The following is an 18,291-nucleotide window of genomic DNA, read 5'->3' on the forward strand; positions in this document are numbered from 1 at the left end:
TCCCCACTTTACTATATTATTTATAAACATCTGCCGCCAATTCTCTCAAAACTTCCACGTTTACTACTTCAAAACAACCATCATTCTTCTTTATTATCTCTTTATCACAAAAAACATTTAATGTGCGCAACAAATGCCGATAGCTCGTTCCTAACAATTCCGCTGTTTCCGTTAAATTCCCACTAAATACAATTCTATTTCCGTGCTGTACTGCCCGTTCTCCTGCTGCTAACATGTAACTCGCAAGTCTATTTTCAAGAGGATATAGTAAATTAATTGTACTATTTTTTGAAAGCCGATTTAACTTATGCGCTAACGATCCGCAAATACATCGTAAAAATTTCGCATCATGAAATAGTTGATTTCTCACTTTCCCTAAAGGCAAACCAACACAATATGAATCTGCCATCACTTGTACGTTTGAAGTTGTCTTTTGAGAATGAATTAACTCCACATCTCCTAACAGCTGCAAGCTATCATAAAAGCATAATAATACAGATTTCCCGTTACTTAATGTATTAAACGCTTTCGCTTTTCCTTCAACGAAGAAAAATAAATAATCTATCTCTTCATTTTCTCTACAAATAAACTCATTCTTCTTAAAAAATATAAGTTCCATATATGGTTTCATATCATTACTAAAAAATGAGTCAATATTATTTTGTTTCATATACTCTGCTAATTTAATAGAATTACATATTTTCTTCATAGTTCCCCCGCCTTTACAACTACTCCCCATTGTAATCAAAATTTTCTCCTTCCACTATGACATATGTCATAGTAATACACAATTTCAGCATGATACAGTCATTACAAATATGAAATACAAAGGGGATATTACATTGTATAACTTTCTTTCTGTCTTTATTGGTGTGCTCATCGCCGTTATGCTCCCATTGAATGGGATTTTATCTGAGTTAATCGGCAAGTATACAGCAAGTATCGTCATTCACCTTGTCGGTTTAATTGCAGTTATTTTCGTTTTAATCATAAACAAACATAAAATCCATTTTGATAAAAGTATTCCACTTTTTTTATATAGCGCTGGAGCGATTGGAGTATTCACTGTTCTTTTTAACAATATAAGTTTCTCCGTCCTTGGTGCCTCTATTACGATTGCATTAAGTTTACTCGGTCAATCCATTGCTTCCATCGTTATTGATCATTTCGGCTTATTAGGAATGAAAGTTGCAAAGTTTGAAAAGAAAAAACTAATTGGATTATGTTTCATCTCTTCTGGAATTATAATCATGACAATTTATTAATGGGGGCAAGAAAATGTTATATATTACGATCGCTATTTTAGCTGGTGTTTCTATCGTCGTTGCTAGAATTATTAACGCGAATTTAGCAAAGAAAATTGGCAATTGGGAAGGCACGTTTTTTAATTATATTACTGGCTTATTTTTCTCTATGTTATTTTTAATGTTCAGTTCAGATTCATTGTATATTCCAATGCATACGTTACAGTCCATTCCTATCGCTGTATATTTAGGCGGATTAGTAGGCGTTATCGTTATTTCATTATCGAACTATATTACTCCTAAAATATCAGCATTTTATTTAACGTTACTCATCTTTATCGGACAATTATTTGCAGGAACTATCATTGATTTCTTCCTAACAAATGAACTCTCAACTGGAAAGATTATCGGAGGTGTTTTCGTATTAATTGGGCTTACTTACAATTTACTCGTTGATCGCCCAATAAAAACAGTGAAACATAACCACGTTCAACTATAATACTTTATGCTTACCTATCATATATTAATAGAAAAGCTCTTCATACGAAGTAATAGAGAGGAGAATATTCTATTAAGAAAATTATTTTACTGCTTTGTAGCACATTGATTATTTGTGGGATCATATGGTTTGTAAACTCTGGAAAATCTATTCAAGATTTGTATACAGCAAATAAACCAAAGAAAAAAGCTACTATTATTTCAACGCAAAGGGATTCAAATGAGCCCCCTGTCTTCTTAGGAAAACAGGAAATAAAAGATATACATGTCGAATCCATTAAAACAAAAAAGGATATCTTCCTCACAAAAACAGATGAATTAAAAACGTTTATTAATAGTATGGATACCGCAAAAAAAGGAAAATTAACATTAGATGAAGAAGGATCAGATTTAATAGATTGTGATATGTGGATTACCTTTGAGGATGGAACTTATAAAAAATATTTCATATGGGTAGTTGATCATCACAGTAACGAAGTGATGATTGCTCAGCAAGATACTCCTGATGATGTAAACCTTACGTACTATCAATTAAATGAAGATAGCTCAAAAAAGGTTTATAACTTATTCAAAAAAATTATTTAAACGAAAAAGTCATGAGCACGCGAACTCATGACTTTTTGCACTATATATATTCCGGGAACACTTTACAACCCTTTTCCTGCTCTATATCATGACCAAAGAAAACAATCGGTTTCTCTTTTGTCACAACTTCTTTTAAGCGTTTGATTGAAGATAAAGCTAATTCCGGATCAAACCCTGCGAACGGCACTTCATCTTCAAAATTTTCTTTCGTATAAGATGCATCAATTGTTAATAACACAAGACCAGATTTTTCCGTTTTAATTAATAATGACTGATGCCCTGGTGAATGTCCTGGTGTATACAATAACTGAACACCTGGTACGACTTCATAATCACCTTCAATAATTTTATAGTTTAAATTCGGCAGTATGCACTCTTTCAAATATTCCTCTCTATACTGTGCCGCCTCATATTCAGCACGCTGTATAATGATCGGTGTATTTGTAAAAGCACCGTTTCCTCCTGCATGATCAAAATGTAAGTGAGAACTAATAATATATAGAAGGTCTTCCGGCTTATACCCTACACGTTTTAAAATAGTTACGATTCTATCTTCTTCAGTCATTTTCGGTAAAATCTGCCCTTCAACAAATGTACCGTTAAAAAGTCCTTCATTATTAACCGCACTTTCTGGCATACCTGTATCTACTAAAATAAGCCCCTCCTCTGTCTCCAACAGATAACACCATACAGGTAAGTTCAATAAATTCCCCGGTGTGAGCGTACTATTAACAGAAGAATGATCTAACATACAACGACCTGCTGGGATGAAATAAAGCTTCTTTACTGTCATTATGTATCCACCTTTACATTTAGTTTGGGATAAAGTAATACAGTAAAAAATTCTTCTTTTTAGAAATAAACTCCTTCTAGACTATCAGTACAGCTTACATAAAAAAGAGGGTATTTTTTTACATAGCAGTATTTCACCATCTATAATATAGAAGTAAAGGATTCTTACTTTAATGGAGGGATTACAAATGAAAGCAATTGGTTTACATGAATACTTACCTATTGAAGAAGAAAACAGTTTAATTGATATGGAAGTTGAAAGACCTGTTGCTACAGGGAGAGATATACTCGTTAAAATTAACGCTATTTCCGTTAATCCAGTTGATACAAAAGTTCGATCTCCAAAAGAGAAAAAAGAAAATGTAGCGAAAATACTTGGATGGGATGCGAGTGGTGTTGTTGTACAAACCGGCGAAAATTGTACGTTATTTAAAGAAGGCGACGAAGTGTTTTACGCTGGAAGCATTACGAGACAAGGTACATATAGTGAATACCACCTAGTTGATGAAAGAATCGTTGGTAAAAAACCACAAACGTTAAGTGATGCTGAATCTGCAGCACTTCCGTTAACAGCTATTACAGCTTGGGAAGGTTTATTCGAACGTTTAGGTATTGATTATAATAAGAAAGATACAAACTCCTTTAAAAACATTTTAATTATAGGCGGTGCTGGTGGTGTAGGTTCAATTGCCATTCAACTTGCAAAATGGGCTGGACTGAATGTTATCACAACTGCATCCCGCAATGAAACGATACACTGGGTTGAAAAATTCGGTGCTGATTATATCATTAACCATCACCAACCTTTACAAGATCAAATAGTAGAGTTCGGGCTAAAAGATGTAGATTATATTTTCTGCTTAAACAATACAGATCAACATTGGCAAGCAATGTGTGACCTCATTAAACCACAAGGAAAAATTTGCTCTATCGTAGAAAATGAACACCCTCTTGAGATGGGTATTTTGAAAAGTAAAAGTGCTACATTCGTTTGGGAGTTTATGTTCACAAAATCGATGTATGAAACTGGAGATATGATTACGCAGCACGAACTATTAAATAAAGTAAGCGAACTACTAGATGAAGGCATTTTAAAGACTACTTTAAATGAAACATTCACACCAATTAACGCTGAAAACGTAAAGAAAGCACATGCACTACTTGAAAGCGGAAGTACAATTGGGAAGATCGTTTTAGAAAAGTTTTAATAACAAAAAGTCCGATTTCCAAATGAGAAATCGGACTTTTTACTATCTTTATTTACTTGAAATCTCTTGATCATTTTGAACCTCTAACGGAGTTCGCTTTCCTATTCCGAAAGCATAGAAACTAATTGTAACGATAGCTAAGAAAATAATACCTACAACTAATGAAATGCGCGTATCATCGTTAAACCACATTCCGATTAATACCATAATTAAAAAGGCAATTGTTAAATAGTTTGTAACAGGAGCAAACGGCATTTTGAACGGATGATCTTTCATCTCTGCTCCCTTTTCTTTTCTAAAATTAATTTGACTAATTAAAATAACGAACCATGGTACCATACCAGGAAGTACACTCGCACTATATACATAGACGAATAAGTTTTTCGGTGCGATATAACTTAATACAACACCAACCGCTAAACCGATAATCACACCAACTGTACCAAATAAAGGTACACCATTTCCAGAAAGTTTCGTGAAATATTTCGGTGCTTGTCCATTTACACCTAATGTATATAACATACGACCAGCACTATAAATACCACTATTACAACCAGACATTGCTGCTGTAATAACAACGAAGTTAATAAGTCCAGCCGCTGCCGTAATACCAACCTTCGCAAAAGTTGCTACAAACGGGCTACCAATTGTACTTAATTGATCCCACGGATATACAGTTACAATAACGAAAATCGCACCGATGTAGAAAATTAAAATACGCCAAATTGTACTTTGAATCGCTCTTGTAAGTGTCTTCTTCGGATCTTTCGCTTCACCAGCAGTAATACCGATTAATTCCACACCTTGATAGGCTCCAACTACAAGTGATAATGCAAAGAAGAATCCAGAAAAACCACCTGTAAAGAAACCGCCATTTGACCAAAGATTTGATATGCCAATCGCTTCTCCGCCGTTACCAATTCCAAAGAAAATAAGTCCAAATCCCGCAATAATCATTAATAGAATCGTAACGATTTTAATCATCGCAAACCAAAATTCAAATTCACCAAATGACTTAACAGAAATTAAGTTAGCTGCGCCAAGAATAACCATTGCGATTACACCTGGTATCCATGCTGGTAAATCTGGGAACCAATATTGCATATACGCTCCAACCGCGATAATCTCTGACATCCCAACGATAACCCACTGGAACCAGTTACTCCACGCTGTCATATAACCAGCTAACGGGTGAATATACTTATGACCGAACGTTGCAAATGATCCTGTACTTGGCTCCATATACAACATTTCTCCCATGGCACGCATGATGAAGAAGATAAAAATACCCGCAATTGCATAAGCAAGCATTACTGACGGACCTGTCCATTTAATCGTGCTGGCTGATCCCATAAACAAACCAACACCAATTGTTCCGCCTAAAGCAATCATTTGAATATGACGTGCTTCTAAACCTCTTTTCAATTCTTTGTTTGCCACTTCACTTCCCCCTCTTAGATGATTCATAGCCGCATTTTTAAGTAAGATGCTTTCCCCTAATTCCTTTCGGCCCTGAAAATGATGAAGCAAACGTCATTTTACACTAGCTTTAAAGCTATCCTAAAATCGTTTTGTGCTCCTAATAAAATTCTCAAAACCTTTCATCTTCCAATATTCTATAAATCTTAAAATTACTTACCTTATATTAATTCATTAATCTGAAAAATTCAATTATTTTTTTGATAAAGTGAAACTTTAATCAGTGGAGGGGTATCCCACTGATTATTAGTTGAACCAATCGGGCTTTTATGGGCAGTTGATCTGCCACCTAGCTTCTTTGACTATCCGAATTTTAAGGTGGAAGTCTTACTGCCCGTTAAAGCGGGATAAATTATTATACATAAGTCTGATTAATTTTTAACTAAATTAACAATAAAATACATCTATTCAATTTGATTATAGTATGAACATTATTACAATATAAATAACCGAGGAGAGTATTTCTACCTCTGTTTCATACCGCATGTACTTCAATCTTTATAGTTGATAACGTAAATCCTCACTCGTCCGATTCATATACCAATCAGAAATTTAATATATTAATAAACTACTAATCGCTTTACTCCAGCCTAATTTTGAGGTAGGAATCTTATTACCATAAAATTGCGGGATAAAATATAAAAGAGTCTCATTTTTTAATGAGACTCTTTTACCATTTCATATTTAAATCGTTTTTGAAGTTTGTTTACCTAAAATAAACACCCTAGTAAACACCATCATGATAACGACTATAGCTAGAAAATAAAGAGGCATAACCATTAATGAACCTGTATGAAGCTGACTCATTCCCAAAATTGTCATCGTTACAATTACATAGTAGCCTAAGCTAAACAATGCACCTGCTGTACCAATGACATCTTGAAAATCTACTAACGCTAAACTTAAACAGTTAGGTAACGCTATGCCAATTCCTAATAGCAATATAAACATCGCTATTAAAAATACAACCATATATATTACATTCGGATTTGATCCAACAAACGTAATAACAGATAAAAGGATAGCTCCTCCTGTCATTACGAAACAACCGATATATATAATTTTCTCTGGTTTATAAGTGGCAAGTAAACGTTTTGAAACTTTCGCTCCAACAATAGAAGCAGACGCAACAACAATTCCTAAAAATCCATACATACTAGGCGATAACTGAAAGTATTCAATAAAGATAAACGGCGCTTCTGCATAATAGCTAAATAAAACACCATTCGCTCCTCCAATTAATAACCCATATGTTACTACTTTCGGATTTGTAATTAACCTCTTCAAGACTGAAAACACATTTATTTTATTCGTTACTGAGTCCGTCTTTGTTTCTGGAAGAGAAATAAACGTATACAGAAAAATCCCGATACTCATAACTACTAAACTCAAAAATACAATTTTAAATCCAAACATTTGATCAAGAAAGCCACCAATTAATGGTCCTATCGCTGGTGTAAAAGCAATGACTGCCGAAATTTGAGCAAACATAACATGCCTCTTATGGCCATCTACACTTTCCCGAAGAATCGTTTGTGTAACCACGGATCCTGCACTTGCTCCAAACGCTTGAATAAAACGACTTACCAATAAAACTTCAATGGAATTTGCAATAAAGCATAAGAAACTCCCCACGCCATATACAACAATTCCAAATAACATTGCCGGGCGACGGCCAATTATATCTGATAGCCATCCAATAAAAAATACACCTAAAGCAAATCCAGCAAAATACACACTAAGTGTTAACTGCACCTCATTATTACTTACATGTAACGCCTTTGAAATATCCGGTAAAGACGGTGTGTAAATCGTTTCACTAATTTGCGGAAATGCGACAAGAATAATCATTAACAAAAGTGATGGTACTGAGACTTTTTTCATTTTTCATACCCTCCTATAACTTTGAAAATCTCAGAAATAAAAAGACTTTCCTTAGCTACGGAACAGGAGGGGCCATTATAGAAATTCGATCATAAAACAACAAAGAAAACACCTCAATTACGTATGTTAATACTTATAGGAGGGTAATATTAACATTGATTTTTTAAATATACTTTTTCAATTATATTACATATTACATTGCTTTTTCTAGTATTGAGCCTTGGGGGATTGGTTAAAAGTATAACTTGATACCACCACCTTTTTATGGAATAATTAGAAATAGTTTGAATTTATAGATCTGATTATTTAACGATAAACTAGCACATTTTAATGTCGCAAAGCTTACAAACAGGAGGACTTTCGTAATGATTGAAATTTTAAGGACCGTAATAAACTTCCTAATCTCTCTATTCTCAGGGGAATTACCAATTGTCTATTACGTGTGGATTATCGCTTTATTTATCATGCAAATGATCCAGGCTACTCTAAGCTATAAGCTCTTTAAAAAGAAAGATAATTTCAGCACTTATATATCAACTGAATTACTTGCTTTCATCATTCTATTGTTTGGCGGTATATTATTATCTAAGTTACTTGCCTACATAATAGACGATCCTACTATTAGTATGACAAATGTAACACATTATTTTATTTCTCTTATCATACTAACTATATTTGTTGCTACAGGCTTTATTAAAGATTTTCTACAAACATCTATAAAAAATAAAAATATATCTCTTTTTACTATTTTAGTAATTTCCTTACTAGCTAGTATACTTTCATTCAAGTTTTTACCACTTTTAATTGATGGTCCTTTCTCTCTTTCTAAATCTTTTATAACCACTTTAATTATTATAGTACTCGGGTTAATTGCTCTACTAATTTCTTTAGAGGAAAAATATGCAGATGAAAAGGAAAAGGAAACGGAAAATGTATAGTTTCTCATTTACATAAAAGAAAGAGGGAGCTCCCCTCTTTCTTTTAAATCATCCCTTTTAATATCAATCCTAAAACTGACATTATTATCGCACTAATAATAATTCGCAAAATCCACGTTGTGTTTGTACTTATTTTTTCTAATTGCTTATTAATTGTTGCTATGTCTTTCTCATTAATAGTAGTACGCGTTTCTAAAGCACGAATGTCTCTCATAATTTCTTTTTGTTCCGCTTTTAAACTGTCAATTTTAGCGTAAACATCTTCCATATATTCACACCCTCTGTTCATCTTAATAGAAAAATCTATATATATTATGAGACAACCCTCTTACCGGTGAATACATTCCGTATATGTGCGCACCAAATTATTTGTACAATCTAATTGAATTACTTACATGTTTCCTTTCTTCTATATAAATCAACGTTAAGATAAATTAAAATTAGAAAAGGAACCCTTTGTTTATTTAACAGCAAACAAGGTGCTCTCCAGTATACGAGAGCACCTAAGATAATTTCTATTGTTTTCATCACCATTTTCATGTTTACCAACTCAATATAGTCAGTATGATTTTATGAAGAGTCCACTTGTTAGCTGCTCAATGTATACTAATATTAATACGAAATAGCTGTATTGATAAGCTCTCTAGAACAATAAATATACTGGCTGAAACAGACCTATAACCGATATTTTTTCCAGTAACATGAATGGTTATTTCTGATAAATGCATTTGTATATCATTGTTTTCAAAAATTTCATCCTCAATCTTTACAATACCTGCTTCACAATCTACTTCTTTAAAAGTTTTCAGTAATTTTGTTTCTAATAAACTACAATCAAAGTTTTCATCTTTTATTACGGCAAATTTAACCTTCATATCGATTTCCCCATTTTTAACAAACTAAAATCATTAAATCGATATAAATATACATTATTATATTAAACAATTCAAAACATACGTTTCTTATAAACCATTACTAAATTCCAGTTCTAAGGCTTTATATAAAAAAGAAAACAAATAAAGTGAAATTCTAATCATTAAGAGGGGTATCTATCCCCTACTAATTATTTAGTTGAACTAACCGGACATTTACGAGATTAAAAAATTACTCTTTCAATCGCTAAACTAATTAATATATAGTCCCCCTGTTCTCAGTGGCTCAATTTTTTTATTTTTCATTCATAGATTCTGAGAACTTTTTGCTTTAATATTAATAAGTCGCTTCTTAAATTCTGCAATATTGGAAATAACTATATAGTGAAACAAATTAACTATTAGGAGTGCTATTGATGTTTGATATACTTCGTCTCTTAATTTTTTTTCTCATTGCTATCTTTTTATTTTTCTCCATAATAATGGAGTTTAAAAAACCTCAAAAAAGTGTATTTTGGTTTTCGATTGAAGTCTTATCTCTTCTAGGAATTGTAATGCTTTTTAAAGATTTTTTATCAAAAATATAACTTAACCCACGAATAATCACGTGTTTCAAATACGATATCTTTATCTATTGAACGACCTTATCTCTCCTTAAAACATCTTGTTTTCACCCTATTTCTTAACAAGGGCTCTAACCTTAAGTTGTCTTTTCTTTATAAAAAATAGCCTACCTATTTCTGTAGGCGGGCTATATCTTTATTACACCATACAAAAAGTATACTCTCTTCTCCACTTGAACTTTATGTAATGACATAGATTCTAAATAAATTATTATCTTTTCTATATTCTTATCATGGATTTTTTGTTCATAAATTCGTAACACATATATATAAGTTATTATGCTAAAATTAGTTTATTCAAAAGAAGTTATTCTTAACGAATCGATAATTTTTAATACCCTGTTTAAAGCCTCGCCCCCCTGCGAGGCTTTTTCCTATTTAACTAGAGTAGTAGTTATCAACCGTTACTATGCTGCTACACATTCTTACCTTTAGTTATTCAGCATCAGCACACGTAAATTTCTTTCCTGCATCATTTGATTTACAAATTTTATTTATCGATTTTTCGGTTATCTTTTCACTTTCACTAGAAACTTGATCTAAATCCATTCGAAATACTTGTTCCGGATTCTCTTTTGAATTCCCTTCAATATGAATTGTACGATCGAACATCTCAGCCGTGAAGCTGCTAGATGTATTTATCATTTTCACTCCATTATTTTCACCTACATAGCGTTCAACTACTGTTTCAGCTTCTGTAAGTTGTTGAGATGTAGGATATGGTATAGATTCCGCTAATATGACTACACCTACTAAATATGTAATATACAAACCACCTGCAATTAAGATAACTTTCTTTACTGTTTTATGAATCATGCTCTAACTCCCTTTTCTTTTTTTGCTATTAAAATATATAACTTTCCTAATTTCCATCGATTTCTTTTTAGTACATAACATTTGTTTTATATTTCATGCAAAGCACCTCTCTTACTAATTTTCAATTTGATATTAACATGATATTTATCGTTTTTCAATAAATAATTATTATATTGCATTACTTATTTACTGTTTTCATCCCAAATAATAATTAAGGTAAATAACTTTCTTATAACATCCTCATTCTAGTAAGGAAGTAGCTAAAGCTCTCCTATCTTTAACAAGGGATGATGCTAATGTTGTTAATAGCACAAAAAAGCACCGTCACAAGTGACGGTGCTTTTTCTATGTAAGAGCTACTAGAAGGTTCCCTTCTAGCCTACTCCCATTTATAAGTCCAAAATTGTTCAAGTTGCAACCATTTTAATGTTGCCGCATCTTTGTTTTTGATTTTCGCGTGTGTTTCTTCAAGCATCGCTTCTGTTTGCGAACGGTGCGCACCTAGTGCAGCTAATTTATGCTCAAATACTTCACTAATATTATTTACAACATCCGGCTCACCAAGTACTGCTTCACGATTTTTCGTAATCGCAACCGCATGAATAACTGGACGTTCTTCTTTTGACATACGTGATACGGCGCGAACTACAGCGCGGCCAAATGCATCATGATCTGGATGTACGCCGTGCTCTGGATAAAATGTAATAATTCGAGATGGATTTACTTCTTGAATAATTGCTTCAATTTTGTCTGCAACGAAATCAACATCTTCAAATTCTAACGTTTTATCATGGAAACCAAGCATTCTTAAATCTTTGATTCCCATCGCTTCACATGCATCTTTTAATTCTTTTTCACGGATATTCGGAATCGTTTCACGGTTAGCAAATACGTTCTTACCCATGTTACGTCCCATTTGTCCTAGCGTACCGCACGCATACGTTACAGGTACTCCTTGATCTGTTAATAAGCGAATTGTTCCTCCCGCCGCAAATGCTTCATCATCTGGATGCGGAAATACAACAAGTACATGTCTCTCCATAAGTTTCCCTCCTTCTTACTTAAATGGCGTTAAGCTTAACTCAAGCGCTACTGCTAAGCGACCTTGATTATCGTGCCCTGCAAGTAATAAACGCTCTTTATCGTCTACTTCCCAGTGCGTAATACCTTCTGCATATACCCAGCCATGATCCATCTTTAAACCAACTCGGTATGGGTTTGTTCCAGTAATCTTCCCGCGCTCAAAGCGAATAATTGCATTTCGAATAAATGCTCCAACTGTCATCATCTTTTCATTAAAGTGTGACGCGTACGCTCCGTTCGTCGTTTCTAAATGAATATATACATCTTTATTTACAAAACGTTCAATTTCATTTTGAATAAGAGAACTATCTTTTACTATTTCCATCGGAATTCACCTCTTTAAACCATTTTACGCAAAAATAATGTAAATTGCTATCTCTATATTAGAGGACAACGCCCACTTTTCCTAATATTTTGCACTGTGTTTCTTTATTTTTTTATATCATATGTAAAAAACACATTTTTTCCTTCACTTTGTTAAATAGTTTTCTTTCTTTTTTGAATTTGCTACAATATAAATTACGCAGAAGGATGCATGTTTACAATTGAATACATACTTTAAAGAAGGTGACATGATTGGAACAATCAGCACATGAAGTAGCAAATTGGCAATATTATTTTGCAATTGCCGTATTTTTAGTCACGTACGGATTTATTATTTCTGAGAAATTGAATCGTGCTGTAATCGCACTATTCGGTGCTGCTATTATGATTATTTTTGGAGTTGTAGAATTACATACTGCTTTCACATCACATATTCAATGGGAAACGATTACCCTTTTAATTGGGATGATGATTCTCGTACATATTACGAGTCAATCGGGCGTCTTTGAATTTGTGGCCATTAAAGCGGCAAAAGCAGCTGGAGGAAAACCAATCCGTATTTTATTATTGCTATCCCTATTAACCGCTGTCGGATCAGCATTTTTGGACAACGTAACAACCGTATTATTAATCGTACCTGTTACGCTATCCATTACACGTATTTTAAAAGTTAATCCTGTTCCTTATTTGATTTCAGAAGTATTATTTTCAAATATAGGCGGAACAGCAACATTAATCGGTGATCCACCTAATATTATGATCGGATCAGCAAATAAGCATTTAGACTTCAATGCCTTTTTACTTAACTTAGCTCCTATTGTAATTATTATTTCTATCGTGACACTTGGCATTATTTACTTCATGTATCGTAACAAACTAAAAACAACACCTGAGCAAATCGAAAAATTAATGGCATTAAATGAAAAAGATTATATTAAAGATCAAAGCCTCCTTTTGAAATCCATTTCGATTTTAGGACTAACTATTTTAGGCTTTGTACTTCATTCCATTATTCATGTAGATGCTGCAGTTATCGCGATGACAGGTGCTACACTTCTTATGTTAATCGGTGTGAAAGAACATGATATTGAAGATGTATTTGCCCACGTCGAATGGGTAACCATTTTCTTCTTTGCCGGACTATTCGTTCTCGTTGGTGGTTTAATTGATATCGGACTTATTTCTTCACTCGCAAAAGAAGTAATCGACGTCACAAATGGCGATATCGGTTTCGCCGCTATACTTATTTTATGGGTATCGGGTATCGCATCTGCAACAATTGACAATATCCCATTTGTCGCAACGATGATACCACTTATTCAAGACTTAGCTACAGGACTCGGACTATCTGTTGATTCTCCGCAAATCGAAGTACTATGGTGGGCATTATCACTTGGAGCTTGCTTAGGAGGAAACGGAACGTTAATCGGAGCATCTGCAAACGTAGTCGTTGCTGGTATTGCAAAACGTGAAGGACATGCTTTCTCTTATATGGACTTCTTAAAAATTGGTTTGCCGTTAACAATCATTGCATTACTATTATCACATGCTTATATATATTTACGTTATTTAATGTAAAAGTTGTATTGCATGAAATTATATCGTCACATACAAAAGGTTTGCAGCATCCGTGCTGCAAACCTTTTTTCATCACCAAAATATACCGATAATTGCTAATCCACCTAAAATCATACCACCAATTTGTCCAACGATTGTTGGCGATAGTTGAACACCTTTCCTCACTTCTACAACCGGTCTTTCGTGCCTTAGTTGCTGCACTTCGCTTTGCAGTTGATGTACACTTCCGTGCAATTCTTTAATTAACTCCTTTAATTCAGCGACCTCTTCATTTACTGGTTTTGCTTTTTCTAAATTCATTTTGCATAGCCCCTTATAAATTCAATCAGTACACTGTAAATTTTCGCCAATTATCATTATTTCTCCTGCATACTACATATATAATTTCGAATGTACTTTCTAACCTTGCAGCTCTATCCATTCATCCCGCAATATCCCCATAATCATGCGATCAAAACACTTCCCCTCTCTTTGCACTGCTTCTCTCATACAGCCTTCCATTTGAAAACCCATCTTTTTATACAACTCAATAGCAGCTTTGTTATAAGAAATAACATCCAGACCGACGCGGTGCAAATTCAATTCATAAAAAGCATACTTTAAAATAAGATGGATTGCTTCTCTTCCATATCCCCTACCTCTATCATTTGCATCTCCTATACCAATTGCTAATAACCCTGTTCTGTTATTCCACTCTATACTATGAATTGCAACAAAACCAATTAAACGATCATCTTGAACTGTCCTCAACATGAAAGATACACTATTCGATCTCCGTCCCTTTAATAGCCTATCACTTGCTATTTCTTGTAACGATTGCGGAAACGCTACATCTGTATCGACATTTCTTAAATACTCACTATCTTCTTGCCATATTGCCATTACTTCAGCATCTGCTTCTCTAATAGCTGATAATTTAATCGTTTTATTTTGAAAAAGATTCATCGTCATTTCAAACTCCCCCTTTTTAATAACGGGGATACTTATTTTAGCCTATTTATCCCCTTGTTCCATAAACTGCTTTATAAACGGGATACTTACAATAAGCGCTGACATTGGCACATCTCCTCTGCATTAAATTACGTTCATTGTAAAATTTTTTATTTATTCTAACAATAAAAAAGACCCTCAAAATTTAGAGGATCTTCCTAACAACGAATCGATATTATTTCGTAAACATTTTCTCAGCTTCATCCAATGCCATTTTGTTTCCTAAAGCAGAATAGTCAAGCCATGGTTGGTCATTAATAATGTATACGTGCTTACCTTTAACTGCTTTTAAGTCTTTCCAAATTGATGTTTCTTGAAGTTGTTTAAATGCAGCTTTTGCCTTATCATCTCTGTTTACAACAACGAAAATAGCATCTGCATCAAAGTCAGGTAATACTTCTTGTGAAATGACTTCGAAAGGACGGTTTCCATCAATTTTCTCTACACCGTTTGCAGGTTGTAATCCTAAGTCTTGGAACAAAATTGGTCCCATCGGTCTTTTCGTACTAAATACACGTAATTCTTTTGCAGTAACACGAATTGCCATTACTTTTTCGTTATTACCTAATTCTTTATCTATTAAACTTCTTACTCGTTTTGATTGCTCTTCGTAATCTTGAATATATTGATCCGCTTCTTTCTCACGGTTTACAAGTTTACCAACTTGTATTAACTGATCTCTCCACGTACCTTCATCTAAATTGAAAGAATGTGTTTTTGCAATTTTTTCGTATTTCGCTAAATCTTTGCCAGCGTATTTTTCATCCACATAAATGTCAGTTGGCTTCAATTGAAGTAATGCTTCCATATTCGGATCCGTTACAACACCAAGTTTCTTCGTATCTTTCAACTGCTCTTTTGCATGCGGTAAGAAATCTTTTAAATCTCCACCAATAACAGAGCCTACAGGTGTAATTCCTAATGCCAGTAAATTATTCGTTAAGTGAATGGACATAGAAGCGATTTTCGGATCATTACTTTTTTCAGTTTTTTTCGTTGCCTCTTCATTAGATTTCGTTTGGCCACATGCTGCTAATACTAAAATACACATGATGCTAAATAAAATAGTAAGTTTCTTTTTCATATGTTCTCCTCTTTGAAGTATTTATTTTGTTTTTGTAAGTAAATAAAGAAAATACGGTGCTCCTAAAGCTGCCACTACTACACCAGCTGGAATAGAATTTGGCTCGAATATAGAACGACCTATCGTATCTGCTAGCACTAAAATAATCATTCCAATAATGCCAGCTAGTGGAAGGAAATGTTGATAGGTAGTACCTACTAACTTTCTTGCAATATGCGGAGCAACTAAACCGATAAACCCAATCCCCCCTGCCATCGATACACTCGCGCAAGATAATCCAACCGCTGTAGCTAAAAGAAGTAACCGTTCTTTTTGAACAGAAACACCAAGTCCTGCTGCCACACTATCACCTAGTGACAATGCATTTAACGTTTTAGATTTTAGCCATGCATACGGGGTTAGTATGAAAATCCAAGGTAATAATGCTAGGACATGAATCCAATCCCTTCCCCACACGTTACCAACTAACCATCTAGAAGCGAATGTATATGTCTCATCATTTAACTTGAGGGAGAAAAATAACGAAATCGCACTAAAGCCAGCTGAAACAGCAATACCAACGAGAATGAGTCTAATAGGAAGTAAGCCTTTTGATCGATCACTCGCAAGCATAATAATTAAAAACGCAGCTAGTACTCCCCCACCAAATGTAAATAACGGTATTAAAATCGATACATTCTCATTAATAGAATGAAAGAAAGTAACGAATATAATTAACCCAAAAGATGCACCTGAATGTAATCCTAAAATACCAGGGTCTGCAAGTGCATTGCGTGATAATCCTTGTAAAATCGCACCGGAAATCCCAAGGCCAATACCAGCTAACATTGTAATTATAATTCTTGGCATACGATAATCGTATAGCACTGTTGCACTCTCAAAATCACCATAACCGAAAAGTGTTTGAATTACTTTAAGTGGCGCTATGCTTAGTGTCCCTGTATTTAAACTAATTAAAATGACAGCGATACTAATACAACCAAAAATTGTAGTTACAATAATAGCTCTCTTTTTATCTGTGTTCAAAAGATCCTTCACTTATAGCTCCCTCCCAACTTTACGTGCTATATAGAGGAAGAACGGAACTCCAACAAGAGCTACCATAATTCCTATCGCAAGTTCTTTAGGAGGGTTTACTGTTCTTGCCCCTAAATCAGCTAAAACTAATAACATAGCTCCTAATAACGCTGACATAGGAATAATGAGTCGATAATTCACACCAACTAATTTTCTAGCAATATGCGGAATAACAAGTCCTACAAATCCGATAGAACCAACAGCTGAAACAGATACACCTGCCAGAATGACTACTATAATCATCCCTAGTATTCTCGTTCGGTTCGTTTTTACTCCTAAATTGGTAGCGACGTCATCTCCCATTGATATGAGTGAAATAGACCGCCCTATCACTGTCGCAAAAAGAATGGTTATAAGAATAATAGGAACTAAAAATTTCAAGTGCTCCCACTTAACCCCTGCAACACCACCAGCGTACCAAAACGCTAAATCTTGACTTAAGTCATAATAAATCGCGACACCTGAACTTAACGAATGCAAAAGTGCGGCCATAACTGCCCCTGCAATCGTTAACCTCATCGGTGTTAATCCGCCTGATGTTGCTGACCCGATAATAAAAATGAGTACTGTACTTAAAACCGCTCCAATAAAGGAAACAATCATTAAATAGGAATATGGCATATGCGGGAAAAAGGCAAAACTAAGTGCAACTACAAACATCGCACCTGCATTTATTCCAAGCACACCTGCATCAGCTAATGGGTTTCGTGTTACTCCTTGCATAACTGCCCCTGCGACCGCAAAAGCTGCTCCTACCACTGCTGCACCAATTACCCTTGGAAGCCTTAATTCATAAATAATTTGGTGCTGCGTTACTTTCGGATTATAATCAAAAACCGCTGCCCATACAGTTTGCAAATGGATATCCTTTGCACCGAATGCAATAGCTAAAAATATAGATCCGATTAAACATAAAATTGTTAAGCTCATGAAACATATGAACTTAATATGTATCCAGCGATTATTGCCAGCATGTACAGCAAACTTATGTAACATGTTTCATTTCATCCTTTATATTCAGTTGTTTTTTATAATTATTTTTAATTTATAATCATTACTGATAATAATTATCATTTTCATTTAGATATTATATCCCCACTTTTTTGAAATAGCAAACTATTTTTTTACTTCGTTAAATATTAAAATACTTATTACAATTCCTTTCTAAAACTTACAAATACATGAAAAATAAACTACTGGCTTATTTTTTAAATTG

20 protein-coding genes are annotated in these 18,291 nt (G+C 34.0%); 6 read left to right on the forward strand and 14 right to left on the reverse strand.

Going from position 1 to position 18,291, the window contains the following annotated elements; translation table 11 throughout:
• Positions 1–16: 16 nt before the first annotated feature.
• Entirely contained in the window at positions 17–709 is a 693-nt protein-coding gene (gene yeiL, locus AC2CGR_RS12210; protein ID WP_033702248.1) for a transcriptional regulator YeiL, read from the reverse strand.
• A gap of 109 nt (positions 710–818) precedes the next feature.
• Between yeiL and AC2CGR_RS12215 the strand changes: the two genes are divergently transcribed.
• The 3 genes from AC2CGR_RS12215 (at position 819) to AC2CGR_RS12225 (ending at position 2,327) form a co-directional block, all read left to right on the forward strand.
• Positions 819–1,265 carry a DMT family transporter gene (locus AC2CGR_RS12215; protein WP_002021936.1) on the forward strand — a complete coding sequence of 149 codons (447 nt, stop codon included), beginning with the start codon at positions 819–821 and terminating at the stop codon, positions 1,263–1,265.
• Positions 1,266–1,278: 13 nt separating this feature from the next.
• Entirely contained in the window at positions 1,279–1,743 is a 465-nt protein-coding gene (locus AC2CGR_RS12220; RefSeq protein ID WP_000965820.1) for a DMT family transporter, read from the forward strand.
• Between the two features lie 89 nt (positions 1,744–1,832).
• The gene (locus AC2CGR_RS12225; protein ID WP_484480919.1) at positions 1,833–2,327 is read left to right on the forward strand and encodes a hypothetical protein; all 495 of its coding nucleotides are present in this window, start codon (positions 1,833–1,835) and stop codon (positions 2,325–2,327) included.
• A gap of 40 nt (positions 2,328–2,367) precedes the next feature.
• Here AC2CGR_RS12225 and aiiA read toward each other — a convergent pair whose 3' ends face one another.
• A complete protein-coding gene (gene aiiA, locus AC2CGR_RS12230) occupies positions 2,368–3,120 on the reverse strand; it encodes a quorum-quenching N-acyl homoserine lactonase AiiA (protein WP_484480874.1) in 753 nt (250 codons plus the stop codon).
• A 187-nt stretch (positions 3,121–3,307) separates the two neighbouring features.
• Between aiiA and AC2CGR_RS12235 the strand changes: the two genes are divergently transcribed.
• The gene (locus AC2CGR_RS12235; RefSeq protein WP_484480875.1) at positions 3,308–4,327 is read left to right on the forward strand and encodes a zinc-binding alcohol dehydrogenase family protein; all 1,020 of its coding nucleotides are present in this window, start codon (positions 3,308–3,310) and stop codon (positions 4,325–4,327) included.
• Between the two features lie 48 nt (positions 4,328–4,375).
• On the opposite strand, the gene AC2CGR_RS12240 is transcribed toward AC2CGR_RS12235, so the two are convergent.
• Together AC2CGR_RS12240 and AC2CGR_RS12245 are read right to left on the reverse strand one after the other, a co-directional pair.
• Positions 4,376–5,767: an amino acid permease gene (locus AC2CGR_RS12240; RefSeq protein WP_484480876.1), complete on the reverse strand. Its 1,392-nt coding sequence runs from the start codon at positions 5,765–5,767 to the stop codon at positions 4,376–4,378.
• Between the two features lie 723 nt (positions 5,768–6,490).
• A complete protein-coding gene (locus AC2CGR_RS12245) occupies positions 6,491–7,690 on the reverse strand; it encodes a multidrug effflux MFS transporter (protein WP_484480877.1) in 1,200 nt (399 codons plus the stop codon).
• A 365-nt stretch (positions 7,691–8,055) separates the two neighbouring features.
• Here AC2CGR_RS12245 and AC2CGR_RS12250 point away from each other — a divergent pair, with 365 nt between their 5' ends.
• Complete coding sequence (locus AC2CGR_RS12250) at positions 8,056–8,628, forward strand: DUF5823 family protein (protein ID WP_087967470.1); 573 nt, start codon at positions 8,056–8,058, stop codon at positions 8,626–8,628.
• Between the two features lie 43 nt (positions 8,629–8,671).
• On the opposite strand, the gene AC2CGR_RS12255 is transcribed toward AC2CGR_RS12250, so the two are convergent.
• The 5 genes from AC2CGR_RS12255 to AC2CGR_RS12275 form a co-directional block, all read right to left on the reverse strand.
• A complete protein-coding gene (locus AC2CGR_RS12255; protein ID WP_000390461.1) occupies positions 8,672–8,896 on the reverse strand; it encodes a hemolysin XhlA family protein in 225 nt (74 codons plus the stop codon).
• A 328-nt stretch (positions 8,897–9,224) separates the two neighbouring features.
• Positions 9,225–9,503 carry a hypothetical protein gene (locus tag AC2CGR_RS12260; RefSeq protein ID WP_087967468.1) on the reverse strand — a complete coding sequence of 93 codons (279 nt, stop codon included), beginning with the start codon at positions 9,501–9,503 and terminating at the stop codon, positions 9,225–9,227.
• A 1,055-nt stretch (positions 9,504–10,558) separates the two neighbouring features.
• Complete coding sequence (locus tag AC2CGR_RS12265) at positions 10,559–10,939, reverse strand: hypothetical protein (protein WP_000581443.1); 381 nt, start codon at positions 10,937–10,939, stop codon at positions 10,559–10,561.
• 379 nt (positions 10,940–11,318) lie between these two features.
• Entirely contained in the window at positions 11,319–11,981 is a 663-nt protein-coding gene (bshB2, locus tag AC2CGR_RS12270) for a bacillithiol biosynthesis deacetylase BshB2 (RefSeq protein WP_000439461.1), read from the reverse strand.
• A gap of 15 nt (positions 11,982–11,996) precedes the next feature.
• Positions 11,997–12,347, reverse strand: a complete 351-nt coding sequence (locus tag AC2CGR_RS12275; RefSeq protein ID WP_000407039.1) for a YojF family protein — start codon at positions 12,345–12,347, stop codon at positions 11,997–11,999.
• Between the two features lie 251 nt (positions 12,348–12,598).
• Here AC2CGR_RS12275 and AC2CGR_RS12280 point away from each other — a divergent pair, with 251 nt between their 5' ends.
• Positions 12,599–13,924 carry an ArsB/NhaD family transporter gene (locus tag AC2CGR_RS12280; protein ID WP_049114097.1) on the forward strand — a complete coding sequence of 442 codons (1,326 nt, stop codon included), beginning with the start codon at positions 12,599–12,601 and terminating at the stop codon, positions 13,922–13,924.
• A 72-nt stretch (positions 13,925–13,996) separates the two neighbouring features.
• Here the strand turns inward: AC2CGR_RS12280 and AC2CGR_RS12285 are convergent, their stop codons facing one another.
• From AC2CGR_RS12285 to AC2CGR_RS12305, 5 genes are all read right to left on the reverse strand, one after another.
• Positions 13,997–14,224 (reverse strand): coiled-coil domain-containing protein, encoded by a 228-nt coding sequence (locus tag AC2CGR_RS12285; protein WP_001047304.1) that lies wholly within the window; start codon positions 14,222–14,224, stop codon positions 13,997–13,999.
• A 99-nt stretch (positions 14,225–14,323) separates the two neighbouring features.
• Positions 14,324–14,875 carry a GNAT family N-acetyltransferase gene (locus AC2CGR_RS12290; protein ID WP_484480878.1) on the reverse strand — a complete coding sequence of 184 codons (552 nt, stop codon included), beginning with the start codon at positions 14,873–14,875 and terminating at the stop codon, positions 14,324–14,326.
• A gap of 214 nt (positions 14,876–15,089) precedes the next feature.
• Positions 15,090–15,998 carry an ABC transporter substrate-binding protein gene (locus AC2CGR_RS12295; RefSeq protein ID WP_484480879.1) on the reverse strand — a complete coding sequence of 303 codons (909 nt, stop codon included), beginning with the start codon at positions 15,996–15,998 and terminating at the stop codon, positions 15,090–15,092.
• 21 nt (positions 15,999–16,019) lie between these two features.
• Positions 16,020–17,036, reverse strand: coding sequence for a FecCD family ABC transporter permease (locus tag AC2CGR_RS12300; protein WP_087967461.1), 1,017 nt, complete (start codon positions 17,034–17,036; stop codon positions 16,020–16,022).
• Positions 17,037–18,071 (reverse strand): FecCD family ABC transporter permease, encoded by a 1,035-nt coding sequence (locus AC2CGR_RS12305; protein WP_087967459.1) that lies wholly within the window; start codon positions 18,069–18,071, stop codon positions 17,037–17,039.
• Between the last annotated feature and the right edge of the window lie 220 nt (positions 18,072–18,291).

The organism is Bacillus sp. LSHTCR4 (assembly GCF_057197025.1).

What these genes read in the sequence shown, in the direction of transcription:
- yeiL (WP_033702248.1), bottom strand. Translation starts at nt 709, where the DNA reads ATGAAGAAAATATGTAATTCTATTAAATTAGCAGAGTATATGAAACAA.
- AC2CGR_RS12215 (WP_002021936.1), top strand. Translation starts at nt 819, where the DNA reads ATGAAATACAAAGGGGATATTACATTGTATAACTTTCTTTCTGTCTTT.
- AC2CGR_RS12220 (WP_000965820.1), top strand. Translation starts at nt 1,279, where the DNA reads ATGTTATATATTACGATCGCTATTTTAGCTGGTGTTTCTATCGTCGTT.
- aiiA (WP_484480874.1), bottom strand. Translation starts at nt 3,120, where the DNA reads ATGACAGTAAAGAAGCTTTATTTCATCCCAGCAGGTCGTTGTATGTTA.
- AC2CGR_RS12235 (WP_484480875.1), top strand. Translation starts at nt 3,308, where the DNA reads ATGAAAGCAATTGGTTTACATGAATACTTACCTATTGAAGAAGAAAAC.
- AC2CGR_RS12245 (WP_484480877.1), bottom strand. Translation starts at nt 7,690, where the DNA reads ATGAAAAAAGTCTCAGTACCATCACTTTTGTTAATGATTATTCTTGTC.
- AC2CGR_RS12250 (WP_087967470.1), top strand. Translation starts at nt 8,056, where the DNA reads ATGATTGAAATTTTAAGGACCGTAATAAACTTCCTAATCTCTCTATTC.
- AC2CGR_RS12255 (WP_000390461.1), bottom strand. Translation starts at nt 8,896, where the DNA reads ATGGAAGATGTTTACGCTAAAATTGACAGTTTAAAAGCGGAACAAAAA.
- AC2CGR_RS12260 (WP_087967468.1), bottom strand. Translation starts at nt 9,503, where the DNA reads ATGAAGGTTAAATTTGCCGTAATAAAAGATGAAAACTTTGATTGTAGT.
- AC2CGR_RS12265 (WP_000581443.1), bottom strand. Translation starts at nt 10,939, where the DNA reads ATGATTCATAAAACAGTAAAGAAAGTTATCTTAATTGCAGGTGGTTTG.
- bshB2 (WP_000439461.1), bottom strand. Translation starts at nt 11,981, where the DNA reads ATGGAGAGACATGTACTTGTTGTATTTCCGCATCCAGATGATGAAGCA.
- AC2CGR_RS12275 (WP_000407039.1), bottom strand. Translation starts at nt 12,347, where the DNA reads ATGGAAATAGTAAAAGATAGTTCTCTTATTCAAAATGAAATTGAACGT.
- AC2CGR_RS12285 (WP_001047304.1), bottom strand. Translation starts at nt 14,224, where the DNA reads ATGAATTTAGAAAAAGCAAAACCAGTAAATGAAGAGGTCGCTGAATTA.
- AC2CGR_RS12290 (WP_484480878.1), bottom strand. Translation starts at nt 14,875, where the DNA reads ATGACGATGAATCTTTTTCAAAATAAAACGATTAAATTATCAGCTATT.
- AC2CGR_RS12295 (WP_484480879.1), bottom strand. Translation starts at nt 15,998, where the DNA reads ATGAAAAAGAAACTTACTATTTTATTTAGCATCATGTGTATTTTAGTA.
- AC2CGR_RS12305 (WP_087967459.1), bottom strand. Translation starts at nt 18,071, where the DNA reads ATGTTACATAAGTTTGCTGTACATGCTGGCAATAATCGCTGGATACAT.